The organism is Cyclobacterium jeungdonense, from assembly GCF_010994275.1.
Classification (GTDB): Bacteria; Bacteroidota; Bacteroidia; order Cytophagales; family Cyclobacteriaceae; genus Cyclobacterium; species Cyclobacterium jeungdonense.
In genome coordinates this window covers 131,216-154,240 of sequence record NZ_WMCD01000005.1, presented here as the reverse complement: position 1 = coordinate 154,240, position 23,025 = coordinate 131,216, and the positions used below count along the sequence as shown (strand labels likewise).

15 protein-coding genes are annotated in these 23,025 nt (G+C 46.4%); 7 read left to right on the top strand and 8 right to left on the bottom strand.

Annotation, left to right across the window (positions count from 1 at the left end):
- The 8 genes from ileS to GKS34_RS12125 all read right to left on the bottom strand — a co-directional run bounded on the left by ileS (position 1) and on the right by GKS34_RS12125 (position 13,570).
- Positions 1–3,375, bottom strand: a complete 3,375-nt coding sequence (gene ileS / locus GKS34_RS12160; RefSeq protein WP_163385101.1) for an isoleucine--tRNA ligase — start codon at positions 3,373–3,375, stop codon at positions 1–3.
- 197 nt (positions 3,376–3,572) lie between these two features.
- Positions 3,573–4,895 carry a glycoside hydrolase family 140 protein gene (locus GKS34_RS12155; RefSeq protein ID WP_163385100.1) on the bottom strand — a complete coding sequence of 441 codons (1,323 nt, stop codon included), beginning with the start codon at positions 4,893–4,895 and terminating at the stop codon, positions 3,573–3,575.
- Entirely contained in the window at positions 4,874–5,797 is a 924-nt protein-coding gene (locus tag GKS34_RS12150) for an alpha/beta hydrolase (RefSeq protein ID WP_163385099.1), read from the bottom strand. Before GKS34_RS12150 ends, GKS34_RS12155 begins: the two co-directional genes overlap by 22 nt.
- Before the next feature lie 133 nt (positions 5,798–5,930).
- Complete coding sequence (locus GKS34_RS12145; protein ID WP_163385098.1) at positions 5,931–7,262, bottom strand: FGGY-family carbohydrate kinase; 1,332 nt, start codon at positions 7,260–7,262, stop codon at positions 5,931–5,933.
- A gap of 40 nt (positions 7,263–7,302) precedes the next feature.
- Entirely contained in the window at positions 7,303–8,586 is a 1,284-nt protein-coding gene (locus GKS34_RS12140; RefSeq protein WP_163385097.1) for a sugar isomerase, read from the bottom strand.
- Positions 8,587–8,595: 9 nt separating this feature from the next.
- The gene (locus tag GKS34_RS12135) at positions 8,596–10,704 is read right to left on the bottom strand and encodes a bifunctional aldolase/short-chain dehydrogenase (RefSeq protein WP_163385096.1); all 2,109 of its coding nucleotides are present in this window, start codon (positions 10,702–10,704) and stop codon (positions 8,596–8,598) included.
- Positions 10,705–10,919: 215 nt separating this feature from the next.
- A complete protein-coding gene (locus GKS34_RS12130) occupies positions 10,920–11,696 on the bottom strand; it encodes an SDR family NAD(P)-dependent oxidoreductase (protein WP_163385095.1) in 777 nt (258 codons plus the stop codon).
- A gap of 158 nt (positions 11,697–11,854) precedes the next feature.
- On the bottom strand, positions 11,855–13,570 hold the full coding sequence (locus tag GKS34_RS12125; protein WP_163385094.1) for an IlvD/Edd family dehydratase: 1,716 nt from the start codon (positions 13,568–13,570) through the stop codon (positions 11,855–11,857).
- A 342-nt stretch (positions 13,571–13,912) separates the two neighbouring features.
- Between GKS34_RS12125 and GKS34_RS12120 the strand changes: the two genes are divergently transcribed.
- The 7 genes from GKS34_RS12120 to GKS34_RS12090 all read left to right on the top strand — a co-directional run bounded on the left by GKS34_RS12120 (position 13,913) and on the right by GKS34_RS12090 (position 23,025).
- The gene (locus GKS34_RS12120) at positions 13,913–15,655 is read left to right on the top strand and encodes a GMC oxidoreductase (RefSeq protein ID WP_163385093.1); all 1,743 of its coding nucleotides are present in this window, start codon (positions 13,913–13,915) and stop codon (positions 15,653–15,655) included.
- A 90-nt stretch (positions 15,656–15,745) separates the two neighbouring features.
- The gene (gene pnuC / locus GKS34_RS12115; RefSeq protein WP_163385092.1) at positions 15,746–16,369 is read left to right on the top strand and encodes a nicotinamide riboside transporter PnuC; all 624 of its coding nucleotides are present in this window, start codon (positions 15,746–15,748) and stop codon (positions 16,367–16,369) included.
- Positions 16,362–16,898, top strand: a complete 537-nt coding sequence (locus tag GKS34_RS12110) for an AAA family ATPase (protein WP_163385091.1) — start codon at positions 16,362–16,364, stop codon at positions 16,896–16,898. The genes pnuC and GKS34_RS12110 overlap by 8 nt, the downstream gene beginning before the upstream one ends.
- A 137-nt stretch (positions 16,899–17,035) precedes the next feature.
- On the top strand, positions 17,036–17,299 hold the full coding sequence (locus tag GKS34_RS12105; protein ID WP_163385090.1) for a DUF4212 domain-containing protein: 264 nt from the start codon (positions 17,036–17,038) through the stop codon (positions 17,297–17,299).
- Between the two features lie 22 nt (positions 17,300–17,321).
- Positions 17,322–19,007, top strand: coding sequence for a sodium:solute symporter family protein (locus GKS34_RS12100; protein WP_163385089.1), 1,686 nt, complete (start codon positions 17,322–17,324; stop codon positions 19,005–19,007).
- Between the two features lie 87 nt (positions 19,008–19,094).
- On the top strand, positions 19,095–20,993 hold the full coding sequence (gene acs / locus GKS34_RS12095; protein ID WP_163385088.1) for an acetate--CoA ligase: 1,899 nt from the start codon (positions 19,095–19,097) through the stop codon (positions 20,991–20,993).
- 85 nt (positions 20,994–21,078) lie between these two features.
- Positions 21,079–23,025: a DUF294 nucleotidyltransferase-like domain-containing protein gene (locus GKS34_RS12090; RefSeq protein ID WP_163385087.1), complete on the top strand. Its 1,947-nt coding sequence runs from the start codon at positions 21,079–21,081 to the stop codon at positions 23,023–23,025.

Here is a 23,025-nt window from a genome sequence, read left to right as displayed (position 1 = left end):
CTACACTTTCTCTATAGTAACGGAGAGTTCGTACTCATCCATTTCCAGTACGGTTGGATTCTCTATTTCGTTTTCCATTTTCAGTTCTAAAGCCTGGGTTTCGGTTTGGATATAATCCGAAAAATGGCTCAATGAATCGGTTACCAGTTGATCCGAAGCGGCCGCTTTGATGCGAATTTTATCCTGAACTTCCAGGCCAAGGTCTTTTCTCAGGTTTTGGATCCGGTTTACAAAATCCCGGGCAATTCCCTCTTCCTTCAATTCGGTAGTAAGCGTCACGTCCAGCGCCACCGTCAATCCATTATCACTGGCTACCGACCAACCTGGAATATCCTGTGATTGAATCAATACCTCTTCCAATGCTATGATTTCCTCAGTGCCATCGAGGGATATTGTTTTCCGACCTTCGTTTTCAATGGTAGCGATTTCTTGTTTACCCCATTTTTGTATCGCCTGATTAACTAATTTCATTTTCGGACCAAATCTTTTTCCCAATAGGGCAAAATTGGGTTTGATGCTTTTAACCAGAATGCCAGAGGTATCGTCGATGTAGTCTATGGATTTAACATTTACTTCGGATTTGATCAATTCTTCCACGTGCTGGATGTAGGCCTGCGTTTCCGCTTGTAAAACCGGAATGAGGATTTTCTGCAAGGGTTGCCTTACTTTTAGTTTTTCCTTTTTTCTCAGCGAATGCACCAATGAGGAGATCTCCTGAGCCAGCTGCATGCTATTTTCCAATTGCTGATTGAATAGCGTTTCTTCAGCATTAGGCCAGTCTGTTAAGTGTACCGAAAGTGGGCTTTTATCCTGACTTTCGGTTAGGTTTTGGAAAAGCCAATCGGCATAAAAAGGTGCGACAGGTGCCATTAACTTTGACAGCATCTCCAGGCATTCGTAGAGGGTTTCGTAAGCTGCCTGCTTGTCAGCATTCATGTCTCCTCTCCAAAAGCGTTTCCTGGCCAGCCGTACATACCAGTTGGACAGGTGGTCCACGGTAAAGCCCATGATGGCACGTGTGGCAGGGGTCACATCGTAATCTTCATAGGCATTACCGGTTTCCCGGATCAGCGATTGAAGCTTGGAAAGGATCCATCGATCCAGCTCCGGTCTGTTTTTTACCGGAATCTTAGTCTCTGTCTGGTAGACAAAGTCATCCAGATTGGCGTAAAGGGCAAAGAAGTTATAGGTGTTTTGAAGTGTTCCAAAAAACCGTCTCTGTACTTCGGCTACTCCTTCTTGATTAAACTTCAAGTTATCCCAGGGATTGGCGTTGCTAAGCATGTACCAGCGCAAGGCGTCCGGGCCAAATTCTTTTAACGTCAAAAAGGGGTCTACCGCATTGCCCAATCGTTTGGACATTTTGTTGCCGTTTTTATCCAGCACCAGTCCATTTGCGATGACATTTTTGAAAGCCACGCTGTCAAAAAGCATCACCGCCAAGGTGTGGAGGGTAAAAAACCAACCCCGGGTTTGGTCTACCCCTTCTGCAATAAAATCAGCCGGGTAATTGGCCTTAAATTGTTCTTCGTTTTCAAAAGGATAATGCCACTGGGCATAAGGCATGGCTCCGGAATCAAACCAAACGTCAATCAGGTCCGCCTCGCGGAAAAGCTTGTCACCGTTTTCCGCCACCAATACAATCTCGTCCACATAAGGACGGTGCAAATCCGGCTCTTTCCCTTTAAAAGGGGATTCCTTCATGTAGCCTTTAGCGATGGAGCGCTCGATTTCTGCTTCCAATTCAGCAATTGACCCGATACATTTGGTTTGGGTGCCAGCCTCGTTTCTCCAAATGGGTAAAGGAGTGCCCCAATAACGGGAGCGGCTGAGATTCCAATCAACCAGGTTTTCCAGCCAGTTACCAAACCTGCCGGTTCCGGTGGATTCCGGCTTCCAGTTAATGGTTCGGTTATGTGCTACCAGCTGATCTTTGTAAGCCGTGGTTTTGATAAACCAGCTCTCCAGTGGATAGTACAAGATAGGCATGTCCGTTCGCCAACAATGGGGATAACTGTGCTCGTATTTTTCTACCTTAAAAGCCTTATTTTCATTTTTTAAAATAATGGAAATGATGACATCCGTACTTTTATAGGATTTATCATTTTCGTCATCCAGTGCATAATTTTTGACGAAAAAGTCATTTTCTTCCAGCGGCTTGTGAGCTTGAATATCGTGTTCCGCCATTTTGGATTTCAGGTACTTGCCCACTACCGGGAGAAATTTCCCTTTCTTGTCTACCACAGGAATTTCCTGGTCCCGGTCGTCCCGGAGAAATATACCGGGTACATTTTGCTGGGTTAAGGTTCTGAAATCGTCGGCACCAAAGGCTTTGGCCAGGTGTACAACTCCGGTACCGTCTTCGGTGGTCACGTAATCCCCGGCGATTACCGAAAATGCCGGGTCTGGAAGGGACAACTCCGGTATGGGGAACAGTTGCTCGTATTTCAGGCCGAGTAATTCCTTGCCCTTGAGCTGTTCTACGATTCGGTAAGGGATAATTTTATCTCCAGGATTGTAGGTTTCCAATTCGACCTTGGATCCATCGGGATGAAGGTAGGCCATCATCCTGTCCTTTGCAAGAATTACGGTTTGGGGTTCAAAGGTATAGGGATTGAATGTTTGTACTTTCACATAATCCAGTTTCTCCCCAATGGCCAGGGCAGAATTGGAAGGAAGGGTCCAGGGAGTGGTGGTCCAGGCAAGGATGTAGAGATCCGTTTCCCCACGAACTTTGAATTGAGCGGTAATGGAGGTGTCTTTCACATCTCGGTAGCAACCGGGTTGGTTGAGTTCGTGCGAACTAAGACCGGTTCCTGCTGCGGGGGAATAGGGTTGGATGGTGTAGCCTTTGTACAGAAGATCCTTTTCGTACAGTTTCTTTAACAGGTGCCACAACGTTTCGACGTATTTTGCGTCGAATGTGATATATGGATCGTCAAGATCTACCCAATACCCGATTTTTTCGGTCAGATCATCCCATTCATGCTTATAGCGCATGACGGTTTCCCGGCACTTCTGGTTGTAGGCCTCTACGGAAATTTTGCTCCCGATATCCTCTTTAGTAATTCCTAGCTCTTTCTCTACCTGGAGTTCTACAGGGAGACCATGCGTATCCCAGCCTCCTTTTCGTTTCACCTGAAATCCTTTCAGCGTTTTGTATCGGCAAAACACATCTTTGATGGCTCTGGCCATCACATGGTGAATACCCGGAGTGCCATTGGCGGACGGGGGCCCTTCGTAAAAGGTGTAACTGGGGGCTCCTTCCCTGTTTTCGACTGATTTTTCAAAAATTTGGTGGCTCTTCCAAAAAGCCAATATATCCTCCCCTATTTTGGGATACGCTACCTGTTTATACTCCTTATATTTTTTCACTGCAAATAGATACTATTTTCGGTTTGGTATTCCCTCTTTTCGCTTTTCCAACGCTGGACAACTTCCTCAAAAGGAGGCGTAAAGTTAATAGAAAACTAGGGTTTATGTATGGCAATTGTGTAAAAACTACTCAGGAGGTAATCTTGCACTCAGTAATAAAGATACAAACAAGTGTTCCCACAATTTAGAAAATCCGTTTAATCTGTGGATTGGGAGAGATATGGCCATTTCGAATTGTTGGATTCATCCAGGATCAACAGCAGCCAGTCTTTCTGATCGTTGGGAACGGTAAACTCAGCGGTCAGTCTCCCATGTATTTCACTTTTTAGACCGGTTTCAGGATCCAGCCAATAGGCCCATTTTTTTCCACCACGGATGATACTGGATTTGATTTTAACAGTTTTGCCTTGGGGACTGTAGATCAGGATCCAATCCCTTTCGGCTGTAGAAAGGGCAATTTTTACCGGGTTCCATTTCCAGGTTATCCCTGCTATCACGGAAGAATCCGGTTTCATTCGTTGCCAAGGCAAACTTTCGAATAGCCGGCGAAGAATTCCCATATGACGGGCTCCGGATAACTCTAACGCTTCTTTCCAGGAAAATTGCGCACCGAATCTGGCATCCGTTTTTCCGTCGTACATCTGCCAGATTTCATTGCATCCATAGGTATGACCAGCAGCGCCAGACAGAAAGTTCCAATAAGCTGCTCTGCGGACATCTGCTGCTGATAAACGCTGAAAATGCCATTTGTTTAGCAGGTTGGGAATGTTTTCGTAGCCGGGTTCTCCATCGATTACCGGTCTGGTAGGGGTTCGTTTTCTTGCTTTGCGGGTGAATCGGTATTCGCGGAACCCTTTTTGGTGGCGGGTTTGGAAGAGATCCATATCCAGCCAGGAAGAGTTGGCGAAAAAGTCGCTGGCCAGGTAGCCCCCATTGGGGTGGTAGGTCATGAGATTCTCCGGCAGAAAGCTGCGAATCCCTAATGCCATTTGCTCAATGATGGCTTCATGATCCGGGTTTTCCGGAACCCGGTCTCCACCCATGATCCAGATAATATGTGGGAAATCCGCATAACGCTGCCCCAAAAATTCACCAAATTTTCGTGCATTTTCCGGAGTGAATATCTCCGGGCCAAGCCCCCATTTTTTGTTAAACTTGTCCCCCCATGTTGGGAGCAAGCCCAGGTACAAACCCATCTCATGGGCCAGTCGGACTACCTGATCCACATGGTTGAAGTAAGCTTCGTTGGGTTTTTCCGGATCATCGTTGTGAAGGGGGATCTCCCCCGAGGCATTGGGGGAGTGTAATCCATCCAGTTCGGCAAGGATGACGGTTTGGATAAGCGTAAAACCGATTTCTTTTCGGTTTTGAAAATAAAACTGGGTTTCCTCAAGACTTAACCGATGTAGTAGTTCCCAGGCGGTATCTCCTAACCAAAGAAATGGTGCCCCATCGGATTTTTCCAGGTAGCGCGCATTTTTACTTATTTTTAAAGGCTTCACGGCAAATGTTGCATCCATTGGATACAACTTTCCATCCATCCTTTTTGGGTACCTTCTTTGTTAATGGAAAGGGAAAATCCGTGCCCTCCGGTAGGGTATAAATGCATTTCCACGGGAACCTGTTTTTCCAACAGACCCTCATACATCAGCAAACTGTGTTGCACCGGTACGGCAGCATCGTCCTGAGAATGAAAAATAAAAGTTGGTGGGCTGTCTGCCCTGACTTGTTTTTCGTTGCTGAAATAGGTTACCCATTTTTGATCCGGATCTTCACCAAGCAGGTTGTTTCGGGAACCGATGTGAGTAATGTGTTCGGTAAAGGAAATCACGGGATAACCCAGAATCATAAAGTCAGGTCGGCTGGATTGGTGTTCAATGGCATCTTCGTTGCCCGGGTTTCCCGAATCGAAATGAGTGCCTAGAGTGGAAGCCAGATGGCCTCCTGCAGAGAAGCCCATGATCCCAATTTGGTCCGGGTCAATTCCCCACTCCTCAGCATGATGCCGAACCAGGCGAATGGCCCGCTGCCCGTCGGCCATGGGTACCACATGAGACTGAGTCTGGGTTTCAGTAGAAGGAAGTCGGTATTTGAGGACGATACCTGCAATTCCGTGGCTGTTTAGCCATTTGGCGATGTCCAGCCCTTCCCAATCGTAAGCCAGTACACCGTATCCGCCTCCGGGGCAAATAATAACTGCTTTGCCTGTAGCCGATCTTTTTGCCGGCAGAAATACCTGGATTTGGGGATTTTGAACCTTGCTGACCACCAGTATATCGTTACTTTGGATCGTTTCGGTAACGTCCGTAGTTTTTTGGAAGGGCACTTCGCCAGGATAAATATCCAGAGTTAGGGGAGACGTTTGTGCCATGGAAACACCGGTAAGCATAAGCAAGAAGGCAAGGAGGGTCGGTTTATTCATCTGTTTATAATTTTTTTTCGGCGGTCAGATATCCTGTCCTGACCTTAAATCGGGAGAATTTCGCATGGAGGATAATTATTCCACTGTGTGCCGTTCCTGTCATGCTCGATTTCATAGTATTTTACTATAGGAATTAGGAAAATGCTTTTAGCATCAAGGCTGCTCCATAGGCAGATCCTAGTGGAAAATCCGAAAAGACCAATTCATAGTCCTCCAAAAGTTCGGTTAAAAACCGAATAAACACCTTATTATGCACAAAGCCCCCGTCAATATACACTTTTTTCGTGTCCGATGCACCTTTGGCCATCATTAAGGAGGCCACCTGCATCCTGGCCAATCCAAATACCAGATGGTGATAAGCGGTGTCAAAATCGGAAAAGGCTGAAATTTCCCAATGATTATCGGGGAATATTTCTTTTACCAAAGGCGTTCTTGCAATGGTTTCCGGATAAAATGTCCCACTCGTCTTACCACTCAGTAAGGATTGTACCAAGGCTTCATCCGGGAGAATATCTTTGTAATATTTTGCTTCTCTAGAAAAATGAGCATTCATTTTTTCCAATTGCTTGTCCAGTTCATAGCCCAGAAAAAACCGGCTGGCCTTTACCGTTTTGCCATGGATGGAAAGGAAATTCAAACAATCGTTTTGTAATTCGGCTGTGGTTAGTTCCCTTTTTGGAAAAGGGTTGAGGGTGATGCTCCAAGTCCCTGTGGAGATCAGGACAAAAGGCTCTTTGATTTTGATTAAGTAGGAAGCCAATGCGGAAGAGCTGTCGTGGATGCCTACGCCCACCTGTACTTTTTTACCACAAATCACTTTCTCAAAGCTGTGCGTGGTAGGTACCTGGCGGGGGAGTTTCTTGTCAATCTCCTCCTCGTACACCCACTCGTGGTAATCTCCTTTCGGAAAATCCCATAATTTAGTATGGCAGCCAATAGAGGTGGGTTCGGTAACGGCCTCTCCGGTAAATAAATACGAAATGTACTGTGGTAAATGAAGCGAATATTTTATTTTTCGGAAGGTTTCCGGCTTTTTCTTCTTCAACCAATACAATTGCAAACCTGAATTGAGCATTCCCAAGGTGGGGGATGCGGTAGTTTGATTGATACTTGTTTCGGGATAGCGTTTGTAGAAAGCTTCGTGAAGGTCTTCCGGAAAATCCTTGAGGTAATTGTAAATAGGGGTCACGGGTTTCCCGTCTTCTCCAATAGAGACAAAAGAGGCCCCATAGGTAGAAAAATTAAGTGCTTTTACATCGTATTCGGGATTCCTGCACAATTCCTCTACGGTATCTTTGGCCCATTGGGTGATTTTATCCAAATCATCGCATTCATCCCCATCCTCATCTTTTATAGTAGGAAATTTTACATACGTTTCATTGATCTCGTTGAGGTTTTCATCAAAGAGAAAAAACTTTTTGTTGGTTTTTCCTATATCAAAAATAGCGATTACCGGTTGGGGCATTGTATAGTAAATTTAGAATGGAATATAGAATGGATTTCATTTAGAGCCCAGTGGCTTGGCTTTTGCTGCCGCGTTCAAGGACGAGTTGCTTTCTTACCTCCAGTTTTCGGTATACCGAAATGGGTTGTATGGCAGCGCCTGCCTGAAACCGTGCCTCTGCAATCAAAGGTCTAAGGTCTGTTCGAAATGCCGCCTGAAGAATTTCCTGAGCAAAAACCGGATCGTTATCTTCCCTGGCGCTTTCCAGTGCGTCCCGATCTACCAATAATGCCTGAGCGTAAGCCAGCTGAATGGCTTCAATAGATTGGAGCAAATCTTCCATGGGATCTTTCAGGTTATGGCTGGCATCGATCATCCAGGCAGGAGAAGGGTTCGTGGACTGCTTGTCCTCCATTCCGGCTACCAGTTCATTGAAAATCAAAAATAACTGATAGGGTTTCATCGCTCCTACCGTCAGGTCATCGTCCCCAAATTTGGAATCATTAAAATGAAACCCGCCTAGTTTTCCTTGCATCATCAGGGTAGCTACGATCTGCTCAATATTGGTGTTGGGAAGGTGGTGACCCAGGTCTACCAGGGTAAATGCCCGTTCGCCCAATTGAGACGCAAGTAAATGAGAGGTGCCCCAGTCCTGGATAACCGTATGGTAAAAATTGGGTTCAAAAGGCTTGTATTCAACAAATAGCTTCCAGTCCTCTGGCATGCCGGCGTAGATTTCCTTCAGGGAATCCAAGGTCCGCTGCAATGCCTTTCTGAAATTCATTTGACCGGGAAAAGAAGAACCATCAGCCAACCAGACCGTTAGGGATTTGGATCCGAGCATCTCCCCGTAGCGAATGACTTCCAAATTGTGATTTACGGCCTGTTTTCGAACTCCTGCATCGGTATGACAGAGCGAACCAAATTTATAGGATAGTTCCTGTTCGGGCTGATCCTGGAAGGTATTGGAATTGACAGCATCGAAGAGTAAACCATTGGCCGTGGCCAGGGCTTTGATTTTTTCTACATTTCCTGGAATATCCCAGGGAATGTGTAAAGAAATGGCTCCGGAACCTGCATTAAGTGCATGCAGCATGCCCACGTCGGTTATTTTCTCCTCTAATGAGCGGGGTTCGCCACCACCGGGAAACCTGCCAAATCGGGTACCGCCCGTGCCGAGAGCCCAACTAGGGATAGCCACCTGGAAGTCCTGAATTTTCTGGATTAGTTTTTCTACTTCCAGATTTTGATGGATCAACCGTTGGCTTAGATACTCAAAACTCTCCCGGTGATCCGGGAGAGCTTGGTCATTGAGTGATTTAATTTGATTTTTATCAAGTTGCATAAGGCTGTTTTATCTCACGAAAGCGGCCGCAACTCCCCCATCTACATTCAGGATGTTGCCGGTACTTTTACTTAGATGGCCACCTACAAAAGCAAAAACGCCATTGGCAATGTCCTCTACACCGATGATTTCGTTCATGATGGTTCGCTTAGCGTAAAAAGCGGGAAGTTCTTCTACGGTGATACCATAGGCCTTTGCACGGCCTTTGGCCCACTCGCCTTCCCAGATTTTGCTGCCTTCGATTACCGCGTCCGGGTTGACCACATTGACACGGATTTTGTCCTTACCCAGTTCGGCAGCCAATAGGCGGCTCATGTGCACCTGAGCTGCTTTCGCGGTTCCGTAGCCGACGTTATTGGGTCCGGAAACCAGTGCATTTTTACTGGCGATATTGACGATATCTCCGCCTTTATTCTGAGCACGGAGTATTTCCACTCCTGCTTTTGATACGGCAAACTGTCCTTTAACCAATACGTTTTGAAGAATATCCCAATCTTTTTCGGAAGTCTGCTCAATTGGCTTGGAGATGGCCAAACCTGCACAGTTTACAATAATATCGACTCCTCCAAACTTAAGACAAGCGGATCGAAGGGCTTCTTCGATATCCTCCATTCTGGTGACGTCCATAAGGGCTCCTGATCCCGTATCCTTGTTGTAGGTATCAAGTGCCTGATCCAGGTTTTCTTTATTGATGTCCGTGATAAAAACACAGGCGCCTTCTTTGGCCAGTTTATCCGCAATGGCTTTTCCGATTCCTCCAGCTCCGCCAGTGACAAAAGCCACTTTTCGGGACATGGGCTGTTCTTTGGGCATGCGTTGTAACTTGGCCTCTTCCAACAACCAATATTCGATATCAAATGCTTCCTGCAACGGGAGGGAAACATATTCCGAAATGGCTTCGGCTCCCTTCATTACGTTGATGGCATTGGTGTAAAACTCGCTTGCCACACGGGAAGTTTGTTTGTTCTTGGCATAGGAGAACATACCTACTCCCGGCCACAAGATGACCACCGGATTGGAATCTCTCATAGCTGGGCTGTTGGGCCGCTTGTGATCTTCGTAGTATTTAGTATAATATTGCCGGTAGTCTTCGAATTCCTTTTCCAGATAAGCTTTCACATCCGTCATGTCCGTGAGGTCTTTATCTGCGGGAATTTCCAATACCAAAGGCCTGATTTTAGTCCGCAGAAAATGGTCAGGGCAACTTGTACCTAAAGGAGCAAGTTTTTCAAGATCTTTGCTATTGATGAACTCCAATACTCGCTCGTCATCGGAAAAATGCCCCACCATGCGATTAAAGCTGGAGGCAAGACCCCTCAGATGGGGTGCAATCTTTGATGCCTGGGACTTTCTGTCTTCTTCGGGAAGTGAGGTTACTTTTTGTCCGCCGAATACTGGCCGCTTTTTCCCGTAATTTTCTTCCAGGTACTGCGAGGCTTTATCAATTACTTCTAAGCTATTAATGTAACAGTCATAAGAAGTCTCACCCCAGGTGAAAAGTCCGTGGCCTCCCAGCATGATCCCCCGGATGCCAGGGTTTTCTTTCAGGGCCTGATCCAATTTCAATGCCAGGTCAAAACCCGGTCTCTGCCAGGGAACCCAGGCAATTTGGCCTTCGAATAATTCCTGTGTGATCTTCTCTCCTTCTTTAGAAGCAGCGATGGCAATGGCTGCATCAGGATGCAGGTGATCGATGTGCTTGAAGGGTAGCACTGCATGCAGGGGCGTGTCAATGGAAGGAGCTTTTGAGTCCAGATCGTAAATACAGTGGTTAAATAATGCCACCATTTCGTCTTCGAATTCCAATCCCCTATACACATTTTTTAAGGCCAACAGTTTGTCCATGTATAATCCGGCCAAACCGTCCCTTTTTAGGGTACCTATATCACCACCGGATCCCTTGATCCACATTACTTCTGTATCTTTCTTATTCAGGGGGTCTTTTTCAATGGTCTTGCAGCTGGTATTGCCTCCACCATAGTTGGTTATTCTTAGGTCTGCACCCAAAATGTTGGATCTGTAAAGCAGTAGGGCGATTTGATCGTCTCCCAATGACTTTGCTTTAGCATCATCCCACAGGTAATCTACGTGTTTAAAAGTGTTTTTCGTAACTGCCATATTTTAATTAAATAGAATTGATTTTAAGTTAAATTAAGCGAATATAATTTATTATTAGTTTTTAACTGTCCTGTTCTATGCTGATTGAAAGGTAAAATACACTTTGCCCCTACGGTCGTTCCACAAAAACAATTCAAATTTCATTAAAAGAGCCTGAATACCAGAAAAATTTAATAAAAAGAGCTGTTTTTGACATCCTTCTATTCGATAATCCTTTACTCATACGGGGAGGGACTGGTAGCTGTCCAGCCCCCATCTATGACCAGGCTTTGACCGGTGATATGTCTTGCCCGGGGGGATACCAGAAAGGCAACAGCTTCGGCGATATCCTCGGGGTGGGCGGGTTTACCCATAGGAGTGATCCGGGACCATGTTTTTTCGTATCCCTCCTCCTTCGCTGTTCTTTCGGTAATAGTTGCTCCCGGTGCAATTGCATTCACGTTTATCCGGTGTGGCGAAAGCTCCAATACCAGTGTTTTTGCCAGCATTTCCAGGGCAGCCTTACTCATTCCGTAGGCTGCCAGGTTTTTGTGTGCCTGATGCCCGGTTACCGAAGACATAAATAGCAGACTACCTCCACTATTTTGAGCAATCATTTGTTTCGAAGCCGCCTGAGCCAGAAAAAAACTTCCCACCAAATTGAGCTGCAGTACCTTATTAAAATCTGCCTCCTTATAAGTCAAAAACTCCCCGAAAACGGTAATGCCTGCATTGGCTACCGCTATGTTCAGAGAACCAAATTCGGAAACCGTCTCGTTCACCAATCGGGTAATAAAACCCGTATTGGAAGCATCGCCAGCAAAGCCTTTACAAAAACCGGGAAATTCTTCGTTAATTCTTGCACTTGCCGTAACTGTGAGTTCTTGCTTCAGATCATTTAGCATCACGTAGATTCCTCGGGAGGCCAGCAAGCGGCAGATTTCGTAGCCTATGCCTGTACCAGCGCCGGTGACCAGAGCTACCTGATGGGCGGGTTTATCTTGCGCTTTCATCTGTTTATAATTTTTTTTCAACGGTCAGATGAAATCTCGCATGGCTTATAATCATCCCAGGGTGTGACGGGTACGTCATGCTCGATTTCATCTAGTTTATAGGATTTGTAGATTATTTAGGATAGGCAAAAGTTCCGTCCCTAACTATAAAAGAGGTGTCAGTGTGAATCTTTTGTAACCTCGCTACCGGAATTTCCTTTCAGAAAATCCAGATCCGCTCCCAGGTTGGCCTGCTCTACATGTTTGACGTAAAGGCTAACATATCCTCTTTCGGTCATCGGGGCAGGTTTCTTCCAGGCGGCTTTTCGCTGTTGAAGTTCTTCGTCTGATACCAGGAGATTTAGCTTTCGGTTTTCCACATCTAATTCTATCTGGTCTCCATTTTGAACCACGGCGAAGTTTCCGCCCTCCGCTGCCTCCGGTGTGGCATGCAATACAACAGTGCCGAACCCGGTTCCGCTCATTCGCCCATCGGAAATCCGTATCATATCCTTGATCCCTTTGGCCAAAACCTTTGGAGGTAGTCCCATATTGCCAACCTCAGGCATGCCGGGGTAGCCCTTGGGTCCCACATTTTTCAGCACCATGATGGAATTTTCATCAATATCCAAATCCGGATCATCGATTTTGTTTTTATAATCATCGATGTCCTCAAAAACCACGGCTTTTCCGGTATGCTTCATTAATTCGGGACTGGCGGCAGAGGGTTTGATGATGGCGCCAGTTTCACATAGGTTGCCATTTAGCACCACAATTCCCGATAGGGGATTGAAGGGGCGGTCCAGGGTTGCTATAACTTTTTCGTTGTAATTTTCATAGCGCTCGTTGATTTTACCAATTGCCTGCCCGGTTACGGTTATGGCCTCATTGTGCAAATGATCCTTTAATTGTCGGATGACGGGTGGTAGGCCGCCAGCATAATAGAAATCTTCCATGAAGTACGTTCCCGAAGGCTGCAAATTAGCCAATAGGGGGATCTTGGAAGAAAACTTGTCAAAATCTTCGAGTGTAAGTGGAATTCCCATTCTACCCGCGATGGCCAGTAGGTGAATGACAAAATTGGTGGATCCGCCAATGGCTGCATTAACCATGATGGCATTTTCGAAGGCTTCTCTTGTCAGAATATCCGAAAGCTTCAGGTCATTTTCCACCATTTTTACAATTTCCATACCGGATAGGTGGGCCATTACCTTTCTTCCCGTGTCGGGTGCCGGAATGGCGGCATTTCCCGGAAGGGAAAGTCCCAGAGATTCTACCATACAGGCCATAGTGGAGGCAGTACCCATGACCCCACAGTGTCCATCGCTTCTGCAAAGTCCGGATTCGGCCACGTACAAGTCTTCCTGACTCATTTTTCCGGAGCGCGATTCTTCACTAAAGCGCCAGATATCGGAAGTGCTAATTTCGGCTCCTCTGTACCTTCCAGTCAGCATGGGTCCGCCGGACACCACGATGGTCGGAAGGTTTACGCTGGCAGCCCCCATCACCAGGGAGGGGGTGGTTTTGTCACAACCACACAATAGCACCACGCCGTCCAAGGGGTTAGCACGAATGGACTCCTCGGTATCCATGCTGGCAAGGTTTCGATAGAGCATGGCGGTGGGTTTCATTACCGTTTCGCCCAGAGACATGACGGGAAATTCCACCGGGTAACCTCCTGCTTCCAGGATTCCTTTTTTTACAAATTCAGCGAGCTCCCGGAAATGGGAATTGCATGGGGTAAGTTCAGACCAGGTATTGCAGATACCGATCATGGGTTTTCCTCCCAATTCGTGTGTGGGTATACCCTGTTTTTTAAACCAGGACCTGTAAATCAGACCATCCTTGCCGGTTTTACCAAACCAGCCCTGGCTTCTCCTTTCCTTTTTCTTCATCTTTTTGGATTCTATTGTCAATTAGAAAAGTAACTTCCAGTGAATGGTAGTCCTTTTATTCGATTCAAAGTATAAGATTAGCAAATGTTTGGGCAAAATAAAATTTTACAATTCAAAAATCGTCTTCCTGACAGGGGATTTCAATTTCCGACCTGATGCAAAGGGTTTACAGAATTTCTAGGAATCATTATTCTGACACTCTCCGGTTTACAGGCAGAAAATTAGATAACCATTTACGATTTTCAATGCACCGGGGAGAGGATTCTGAAGGGAGATGATGAAAGTTTAGGGAGAATCCCCTATTTTAGGCCGTCAATTAAAATCAACATCAAATCAATACCAATGAGTTTTGAAATACAATCATCCATGGACACGTACGATGTAATCATAGTAGGCTCGGGAGCTGGGGGCGGCATGGCCAGTAAAATCCTTTCGGAATCTGGCTTGAGTGTAGCGGTAGTCGAAGCAGGAAGTGACTTTGACCCGGCTTTGGAAGAATACCGCACCCAACTACGCTGGCCCTGGGAATCCCCCCGGCGTGGAGCAAATACGGTCAGGGCCTTTGGTGATTTTGACGCCGCCTACGGTGGATGGGAAATTGAAGGAGAGCCCTATACCCGAAAAGACGGCACCCAATTCGATTGGTTTCGGTCCCGAATGGTAGGCGGAAGAACCAACCACTGGGGTAGAATTTCCCTCCGCTTCGGGCCGGATGATTTCAAAAGAAAAGACATTGACGGGCTGGGAGATAACTGGCCGATAGGATATGAAGATGTAAAACCCTATTACGACCGGGTGGATCAAATCGTGGGTGTTTTTGGAACCAAAGAGGGCATTCGTAACGAACCGGATGGCTTTTTCCTTCCTCCCCCCAAACCCCGTCTGCATGAATTGGCATTTATGAAGGGTGGTAAAAAGATAAATCTTCCGGTTATTCCTTCCCGGATTTCTGTCCTGACCCGGCCTGTAAATAACGAAAGAGGAGCGTGTTTTTTCTGTGCGCAATGTAATCGGGCCTGTCAGGTTTACGCGGATTTTTCTGCAGGTACGGTCCTGGTAAAACCTTCCATCAAAAAAGGTAAGGTCGACTTATATACCTATGCCATGGTCCGCAAGGTAACCACCAACGAAAAAGGAGAAGCTACCGGGATTTCCTATGTGAGCAAGGTAGACATGCAGGAATACAAACTTAAGGCCAGGGTAGTGGTACTGGGAGCATCTGCCTGTGAAAGTGCCCGGATCATGATGAACTCCAGTTCACCTCAGCACCCCAACGGAATTTCGAATAGCAGTGGCACCCTTGGCCGGTACCTGCACGATTCCACAGGTGCAAGCCGATCTGCACTTATGCCGGAGTTTTTAGCCAGGGATAAGTACAATGAAGACGGCGTGGGTTCCATGCACGTATATACTCCCTGGTGGCTGGATAATAAAAAGCTGGATTTTCCCAGAGGATACCACCTGGAATTTGGCGGAGGCATGCGAATGCCAAACTATGGATTTGGTTTTGGTATGGATTCCGTCAGGAATTATCTCAAGGACGAATTTGGAAAACCCAGGCCGAACGGTGGATACGGGGAAGGGTTGAAAAAGGACATCCGAAGTGTTTACGGCGCCACGGTAGGTATTGCCGGGCGGGGGGAAAGCGTGCCCCAGTACGATAATTACTGTGAAATCGATCCCCACACGGTGGATAAATTCGGGATTCCGGTACTTCGGTTTCATTATAATTGGACCGATCACGAAGTGAAACAGGCCCGCCACATGCAGGACACCTTTGAAGAAATCTTTGATGCCATGGGTGCTCAGGTAATGGGCAATAAGCCCGGACCGGAAAATCAATACGGACTGGCTGCACCGGGACGTATTATTCACGAAGTAGGGACTGTTCGTATGGGAAATGACCCCAAGACATCGGTTTTGAATAAATATTCGCAGGCCCATGAATGCAACAACCTATTTGTGGTAGATGCCGGCTCATTTGTATCCCAGGCAGACAAAAACCCGACCTGGACCATTATGGCCCTTTCCATCAGAACGTCCGAATACATCGTGGACCAGTTAAAGAAGAAAAACATCGGTTAATTCTCGGGTTTTTATTAAATCAGAAAGTCTTCATTAAGGTGAAGCGCTTTCTGATTTTTTTATGTTAGGTATTTATCTCAACTTCAATCCGTGAACGGGCAATACATGGTAGATGGTCTGGTTTCAGGCTTGCAAGGAATGAGCTGGCTGGAAGCCGTAGCGGTTTTCTTTGGTTTGGCTTCGGTTTATTATTCCATAAAGGAGAACATATTGGTATTTCCTACCGGAATAATCAGCACTCTAATTTATGTTTGGATCTGTTTACAGATTGGTTTGTATGCGGATATGGGAATCAATGCCTATTATTTTTCCATGTCTATTTTTGGCTGGTATGTATGGTCCCATCCAAAGCCGGGCAAAACGGCCGTACCGGTTACCTGGATGAATGCTCGTGAAATCCTACAATCCCTGGCCTTGTTTCTGCTGGGCTATGGCGTACTATTTTACCTTTTACGCTATTATACCGATAGTGACGTACCCCGTTGGGACTCCTTTACCACTGCCTCTGCCTTTGTCGGGATGTGGCTAATGGCAAAAAAGAAGGTAGAGAACTGGATCGCCTGGATTATTACGGATCTGGTGTCGGTGCCGCTGTATTTTTACAAAGGATTGATCCTGACATCTTTACAGTTTTTTGTCTTTACAGTTTTGGCGGTAATGGGCTTAATTGCCTGGATCCGTGCTGCCCAAAAATACGAAGAAGTCAATGTATAAAATTGTGATTATCGGCCCTGAATCGACTGGTAAGAGCCACTTAAGTGAGGCCTTGTCCCGGCACTACGGCGAACCCTGGGTTCCGGAATATGCCCGGGAATACCTGGAAGGACTGGGACGGCCTTACCGGTATGATGACTTATTGCAAATAGCCCGGGGACAAATCCGAGCCGAAGAGGAATTGGATGGCCAGGCAAAAGAACTCCTATTCTGTGATACGGATTTGCGGGTCATAAAAATTTGGAGTGAACACAAGTACAGAACTACCGACCCTTGGATTAGACAGCAAATAAAAGTAAGGGCCTATGATCTATACCTGCTTACGGATATTGACATGCCCTGGCAGGAGGATCCGCTTAGGGAACATCCGGACCCGGATCTGCGAACCCATTTCATGGCGCAGTACGAAAGCGAACTGGATGCCTCGGGGGTTCCCTGGGTAAAAATTTCAGGATCTGAGACTAATCGGCTGGAATCTGCTATCCAAGTAATAAATAGAAGTAAAGGAAAATGGGGCCCAAGCCCGTAAATCGGAGAACCAATTATCTTGTTCTTTCACCGAATCTGTTATAATTTGAGGAGAATAACGGATTCATGCTGATGGTTACGGAATTTTTGAATATTTTCAGGATTATTCTTAAACGATAAGCACAAACAAGCCCGCACATGCCTACCCATAAAGAACAAATGAAAAAATACTGGAAGCGAAACATCCGAACGGTATTGATACTGCTTTCCGTTTGGTTCATCGTCTCCTTTGGTTTTGGGATTATCCTGGCAGAACCGTTAAATGCGATAAGATTAGGAGGATACCAACTGGGTTTTTGGTTTGCTCAGCAGGGATCCATATTTACCTTCGTAGTATTGATTTTTGTTTACGTGTATCGCATGAACAAATTGGATGAGGAATTTGATGTCAACGAAAAATAATTTCTAAACCCATTGACCTGATATGGATATATTAACCTGGACCTACATTTTGGTAGGCCTTTCATTTGCCTTGTACATTGGGATTGCTATTTACACCCGGGCTGGATCCACCAAAGAATTTTACACTGCAGGAGGAGGGGTTTCTCCTTTAGCCAATGGCATGGCTACCGCCGCCGATTGGATGTCGGCAGCCTCTTTTATTTCCATGGCGGGTATTATTGCGTTTTCCGGGTACGACGGCTCCGTCTATCTGATGGGCTGGACCGGAGGCTACGTTTTATTGGCCATGCTGCTGGCCCCTTACCTCCGAAAGTTTGGAAAATTTACTGTTCCTGATTTTGTAGGAGATCGTTATTACAGTAATAAAGCCCGGGTAGTGGCCGTGTTTTGTGCTTTGTTTATCTCATTTACCTATGTGGCCGGACAGATGCGCGGTGTTGGAATCGTTTTCTCCAGGTACCTGGAGGTGGAAATTGAACAAGGAGTCATTATCGGCATGGCGATTGTCTTTTTTTATGCTGTTTTGGGGGGCATGAAAGGTATTACGTACACGCAGGTGGCGCAATATTGCGTTCTGATCTTTGCCTTTATGGTCCCGGCGATCTTTATTTCCATTCAACTCACCGGGAATCCGGTACCACAGCTTGGACTTGGCGGTACGGTCCAAGATGGCAGCTACTTGCTGGACAAGTTAGACGGTATCCTAGTGGATTTGGGGTTTCATGAGTATACTTCAGGCAGAAAATCGGTGACGGATATTTTTGCCATCACGCTTGCATTGATGGTGGGTACGGCGGGATTGCCGCATGTGATCGTCCGTTTTTTTACCGTTCCCAGGGTAAAAGACGCCCGCCTTTCGGCAGGGTATGCCTTGGTATTCATAGCGATTCTATACACTACTGCCCCGGCAGTGGCGGCATTTGGAATATACAATGCCATCGATACCGTGGCTGGAAAGCCGGTAGACGAATTGCCGGTATGGGTAGAGAACTGGCAGAAGACGAACCTCATTGTCGTGGACGATTTGAATCAGGATGGGGTGGTCCAATACCTGGCCGATCCGGATCAGAACGAACTAACAGTAGACAAGGACATCATGGTTTTGGCAGCACCCGAAATCGCCGAACTGCCCAATTGGGTAGTAGGTTTGGTGGCTGCTGGTGGAATGGCTGCAGCCTTATCCACAGCTGCGGGCTTGCTTTTGGTAATCTCTACCTCCGTATCGCGGGACCTTTTCCGGACTTTTGTACCTCAAATGACCGAAAAAACCGAACTTATCATTGCCCGCGTTTCGGCAGCAGTGGCCGTTGTCATCGCCGGTTATTTTGGGATCAATCCTCCCGGCTTTGTAGCAGAGGTGGTTGCGTTTGCTTTTGGTTTGGCCGCCGCTTCCTTTTTTCCTGTAATCATTATGGGTATTTTCTCTACCAGGATGAACAAAGAAGGCGCCATTGCTGGAATGGTCAGTGGCCTTGTATTTACCCTGGCTTACATCATCTATTTTAAATTTATTAGTCCGGAGGCCAATGTCAGCGAAAACTGGTGGTTTGGAATATCCCCTGAGGGCATCGGTAGCCTGGGTATGCTGATCAATTTTGTAGCCTGTTTCATCGTTTCTAAATTTACGCCAGCTCCTCCGGAAGATGTGCAGGAAATGATTCAGGACATACGGATTCCCAGAGGAGCAGGCAAGGCCCAGGACCATTAGTCACCTCGGATTATGTAGGCCAAAGGGTGCATAGAGAAATAATTTACTGTAATTTTATAGAACTATAAAAACCTAAAATATCAGACGATGAGTGATAGAATTCATACATTAAGCGGCTATTTCCATGAATACCAAAAAAGCGTGGCAGATCCGGAAAACTTCTGGGCGCGCGTTGCGGATTCGTTTCATTGGAAAAAACGCTGGGATAAAGTATTGGACTGGAATTTTGATGGACCGGATGTAAAATGGTTTCTGAATGGAAAATTAAATATCACCGAAAACATCCTGGAAAGACACCAGTACACCATCGGTGACCGACCAGCTATCGTATGGGAACCGAATGACCCCAATGAGGAGGGCAGGACGCTTACTTACAAACAACTGTTTGAGGAAGTTTGCCGCTTCTCGAATGTACTGCAGGAAAAAGGAGTACAAAAGGGAGACAAGGTAATCATCTACATGCCTATGGTTCCCGAGGCTGCGGTGGCCATGCTTGCCTGTGCCAGGGTTGGGGCCATCCATTCCGTGGTTTTTGCCGGATTTTCCAGCAATGCCCTTTCGGATAGAATCAACGATTGTGAGGCAAAGGTGGTCCTCACCGCAGATGGGAACTTTCGGGGAAAGAAAAAAATTCCAGTAAAGGCCGTCGTAGATGAAGCGCTGGAAACAACTTCTACCGTTGAAACGGTTATCGTATACCAGCGGACCCAACAGGAGGTCACCATGAAAGAAGGCCGGGATTACTGGTGGCAGGATGCCATTTCCGGTGCGTCCACCGAACATCAGGCAGTAGAAATGGACAGTGAGGACATCCTGTTTATACTCTATACTTCCGGATCCACAGGAAAGCCAAAAGGAGTCGTTCATACCTGTGGAGGATATATGATTTACTCTAAATATACTTTTGAAAATGTATTTCAGTACAATCCGGGGGATGTCTACTGGTGTACGGCGGATATAGGTTGGATCACCGGCCATTCTTACATAGTCTATGGGCCCTTGTTGTCCGGAGCGACATCCATCATGTTTGAAGGCGTCCCTACCTATCCGGATGCAGGCCGGTTTTGGCAGGTTGTTGATAAATACAAGGTGAATCAGTTTTACACGGCCCCCACCGCCATTCGGGCGCTTCAGGCACATGGAACCGATCCCATTGCCCCCTATAAACTCGATTCATTGAAGGTACTTGGCTCCGTTGGCGAGCCTATCAATGAGGAAGCCTGGCACTGGTACCACACCCATATTGGAAAAACAAAATGCCCGATAGTAGATACCTGGTGGCAAACCGAAACCGGCGGAATAATGGTGTCACCTTTAGCTGGAATAACCCCCACCAAACCCGCCTATGCTACGCTGCCCCTGCCGGGCGTTCAACTGGCGATTATGGACACCGAGGGAAACGAAATGATTGGAAACTCGGTGGAGGGAAATCTTTGCGTGAAATTTCCCTGGCCGGGAATGATCCGGACCACCTATGGTGACCACGATAGGTGTAAACAAACCTATTTTACTGCTTATAAAGGAATGTATTTTACAGGTGATGGGGTAAAAAGAGATCACGATGGCTACTACCGAATTTTAGGAAGAGTCGATGATGTGATTAACGTTTCTGGTCATCGAATGGGTACAGCGGAAGTAGAAAACGCAATAAACGAGCACCCGTTGGTAGTTGAATCTGCGGTAGTTGGATATCCTCATCCGGTAAAAGGACAAGGAATCTATGCTTATGTTATCTGCGACATGAAAAACCGTACCGAGCAGAATCTTGTGGGAGAGATCAAAGACACGGTTACCAAAATTATAGGCCCTATTGCCAAGCCGGATAAAATTCAAATAGTCCCGGGCCTACCCAAAACCCGGTCTGGTAAAATCATGCGCCGGATCCTGAGAAAAGTGGCGGAAGGCAACATGGACAATATGGGGGATACCTCTACCCTACTGGATCCGGATGTGGTAGACCAAATAATCGAAGGAAGAATCGAATAAGCTAATTTCCTTAATTTATTCAATTTCTTTTAGGGAGGCATGGCATCAGCCGTGCTTCTCCTTTCCTTTCCTAGAATGAATTCCTATGGCCAATGTCATTGTCAACAGGATCATTGATTTCCTGAAAAAGTATCCACCGTTCAGTTTTTTGTCCAGCGAATTACTCAGTCAGGTAGCTGCCGAGGTGGATTTAATCTATTTTGAGAAGGAAGAGTTTCTATTTCAGAAAGGAGAGCCGGCAAAGAGTTATTTTTTTGTAGTCAAGGAAGGGGCAATCAAGCTCACCGATGATGTATCAGGAAAAGAAGAAACGGTAGAGTTCTGTGACGAAGGAGATGTTTTTGGGGTCCTGGCATTGTTGGGAAAGCGTCCTTACATTCTTAATGCCAGAGCCAACGAGCCCAGTCTGATAATAGCTGTACCGGTTGGTATCTTTGAAAAGATTTTGAATGAAAACAGTCAGGTTAGCCTCTATTTTGCTTCGGGATTTGCTTCCGGTCAGGTAGTAGTCCGTTCCGGATTATCCCAAAGCCAGAAAGTCAGGAATTTGCTTGGAAGAAAATCGGACGAAAACGGTTTGATGTTATTGTCCGGACAGCGAACATTGCAGTATTCCCATCCGGTAGTTCAATGTCCGGTAGGGACTTCGGTTTTCACCGCCGTTACTAAAATGAGCAAGGCAAGTGTGGGGTCCATTATGGTGGTAGATCAAAACCTACATCCCAAAGGAATCATTACGGATAAGGATCTGAGAAACCGGCTGATCGCCAAAGGGCTTCCTTACGATACGCCGGTAGAAAAGATCATGAGTCATCCGGTAGTGACTGCCAGTAAGGAGTTGGAATTTTCCCAGGTTTATCTGACCATGGTCAAGCACCGTTTGCATCACCTCGTATTCACGGAGGACGGAAGCCCGGATTCGCCCCTACTGGGAATTATATCGGATCATGACATTTTGCTTTCTCAGGGAAACAGTCCGGCAGTACTGATTAAAGCCTTGCAGGAGAGTGAAGACATCCACGAGATGGCCAAACTCAGGAATCAGGCAGAGGGTATGTTGAAGTATTACCTGGATAATGAATTGGCCATTGATTTCATAGCGGGAATCCTCACGGAAATCAATGATACGATCATCCGAAGAGCCATAGTACTTGCATTAACCAAACATCAGCCCAGCTTTCCGGAGGTACAGGATCTGGAGTTTTGCTTTTTGGGTCTGGGTTCGGAAGGACGGGGAGAACAGCTATTGCGAACCGATTTGGACAACGCGCTGGTATATCAGGATGTGCCTGATAAACTGGAAGAAAAGGCTCAAAATTTCATGCACTTAATAAGCAGGGATGTCATGGAGGTGCTTTTTGCCTGTGGTTTTCACTCTTGCCCGGCAGAAATGATGGCTAACAATCCCCGATGGTGTCAACCGCTTTCCCAATGGAAGCGTTATTTCAGCGAGTGGATCAGGGAACCCGATCCCCAATCGCTGATGATGGGCACTATTTTTTTTGACTTTCGGGCAGTAGGTGGAAAACAGGCCCTGGCGGATGCTTTGACGCAACATGTGTATGAGGAAATCCATCAGGAAAAGGTTTTCCTGAATTTTTTTGCCAAAAACGCCTTGCTAAACCCTCCTCCCCTGGGCTTTTTCAGGAATTTCATGGTGGAAAAATCGGGGAAGCATGCAGAGAAATTTGATATCAAACTCCGGGCAATGATGCCTTTGGCAGATGCGGCCAGGGTTTTGATTCTAAGTCATCAGGTAGTAGGAATCAATAACACTTTCAAGCGATACGAAAGGCTGGCCGAACTGGAACCCAACCAAGCTTCGCTATTCAGGGATGCAGGAAAGGCTTACGAAATATTTATGCGCATTCGGGCCCTCGAAGGTTTGGCTACCGAGTCTTCCGGTCGATTCATTCAACCCGATTCCCTGGGGAAATTGCAGCGGCAGCTTCTAAAAAATGCCTTTTTCCCGATTGAAGAAATCCAAAAGATTTTGAAAGTGCGCTTTCAGTTGGACTATTTTGGCAACTGA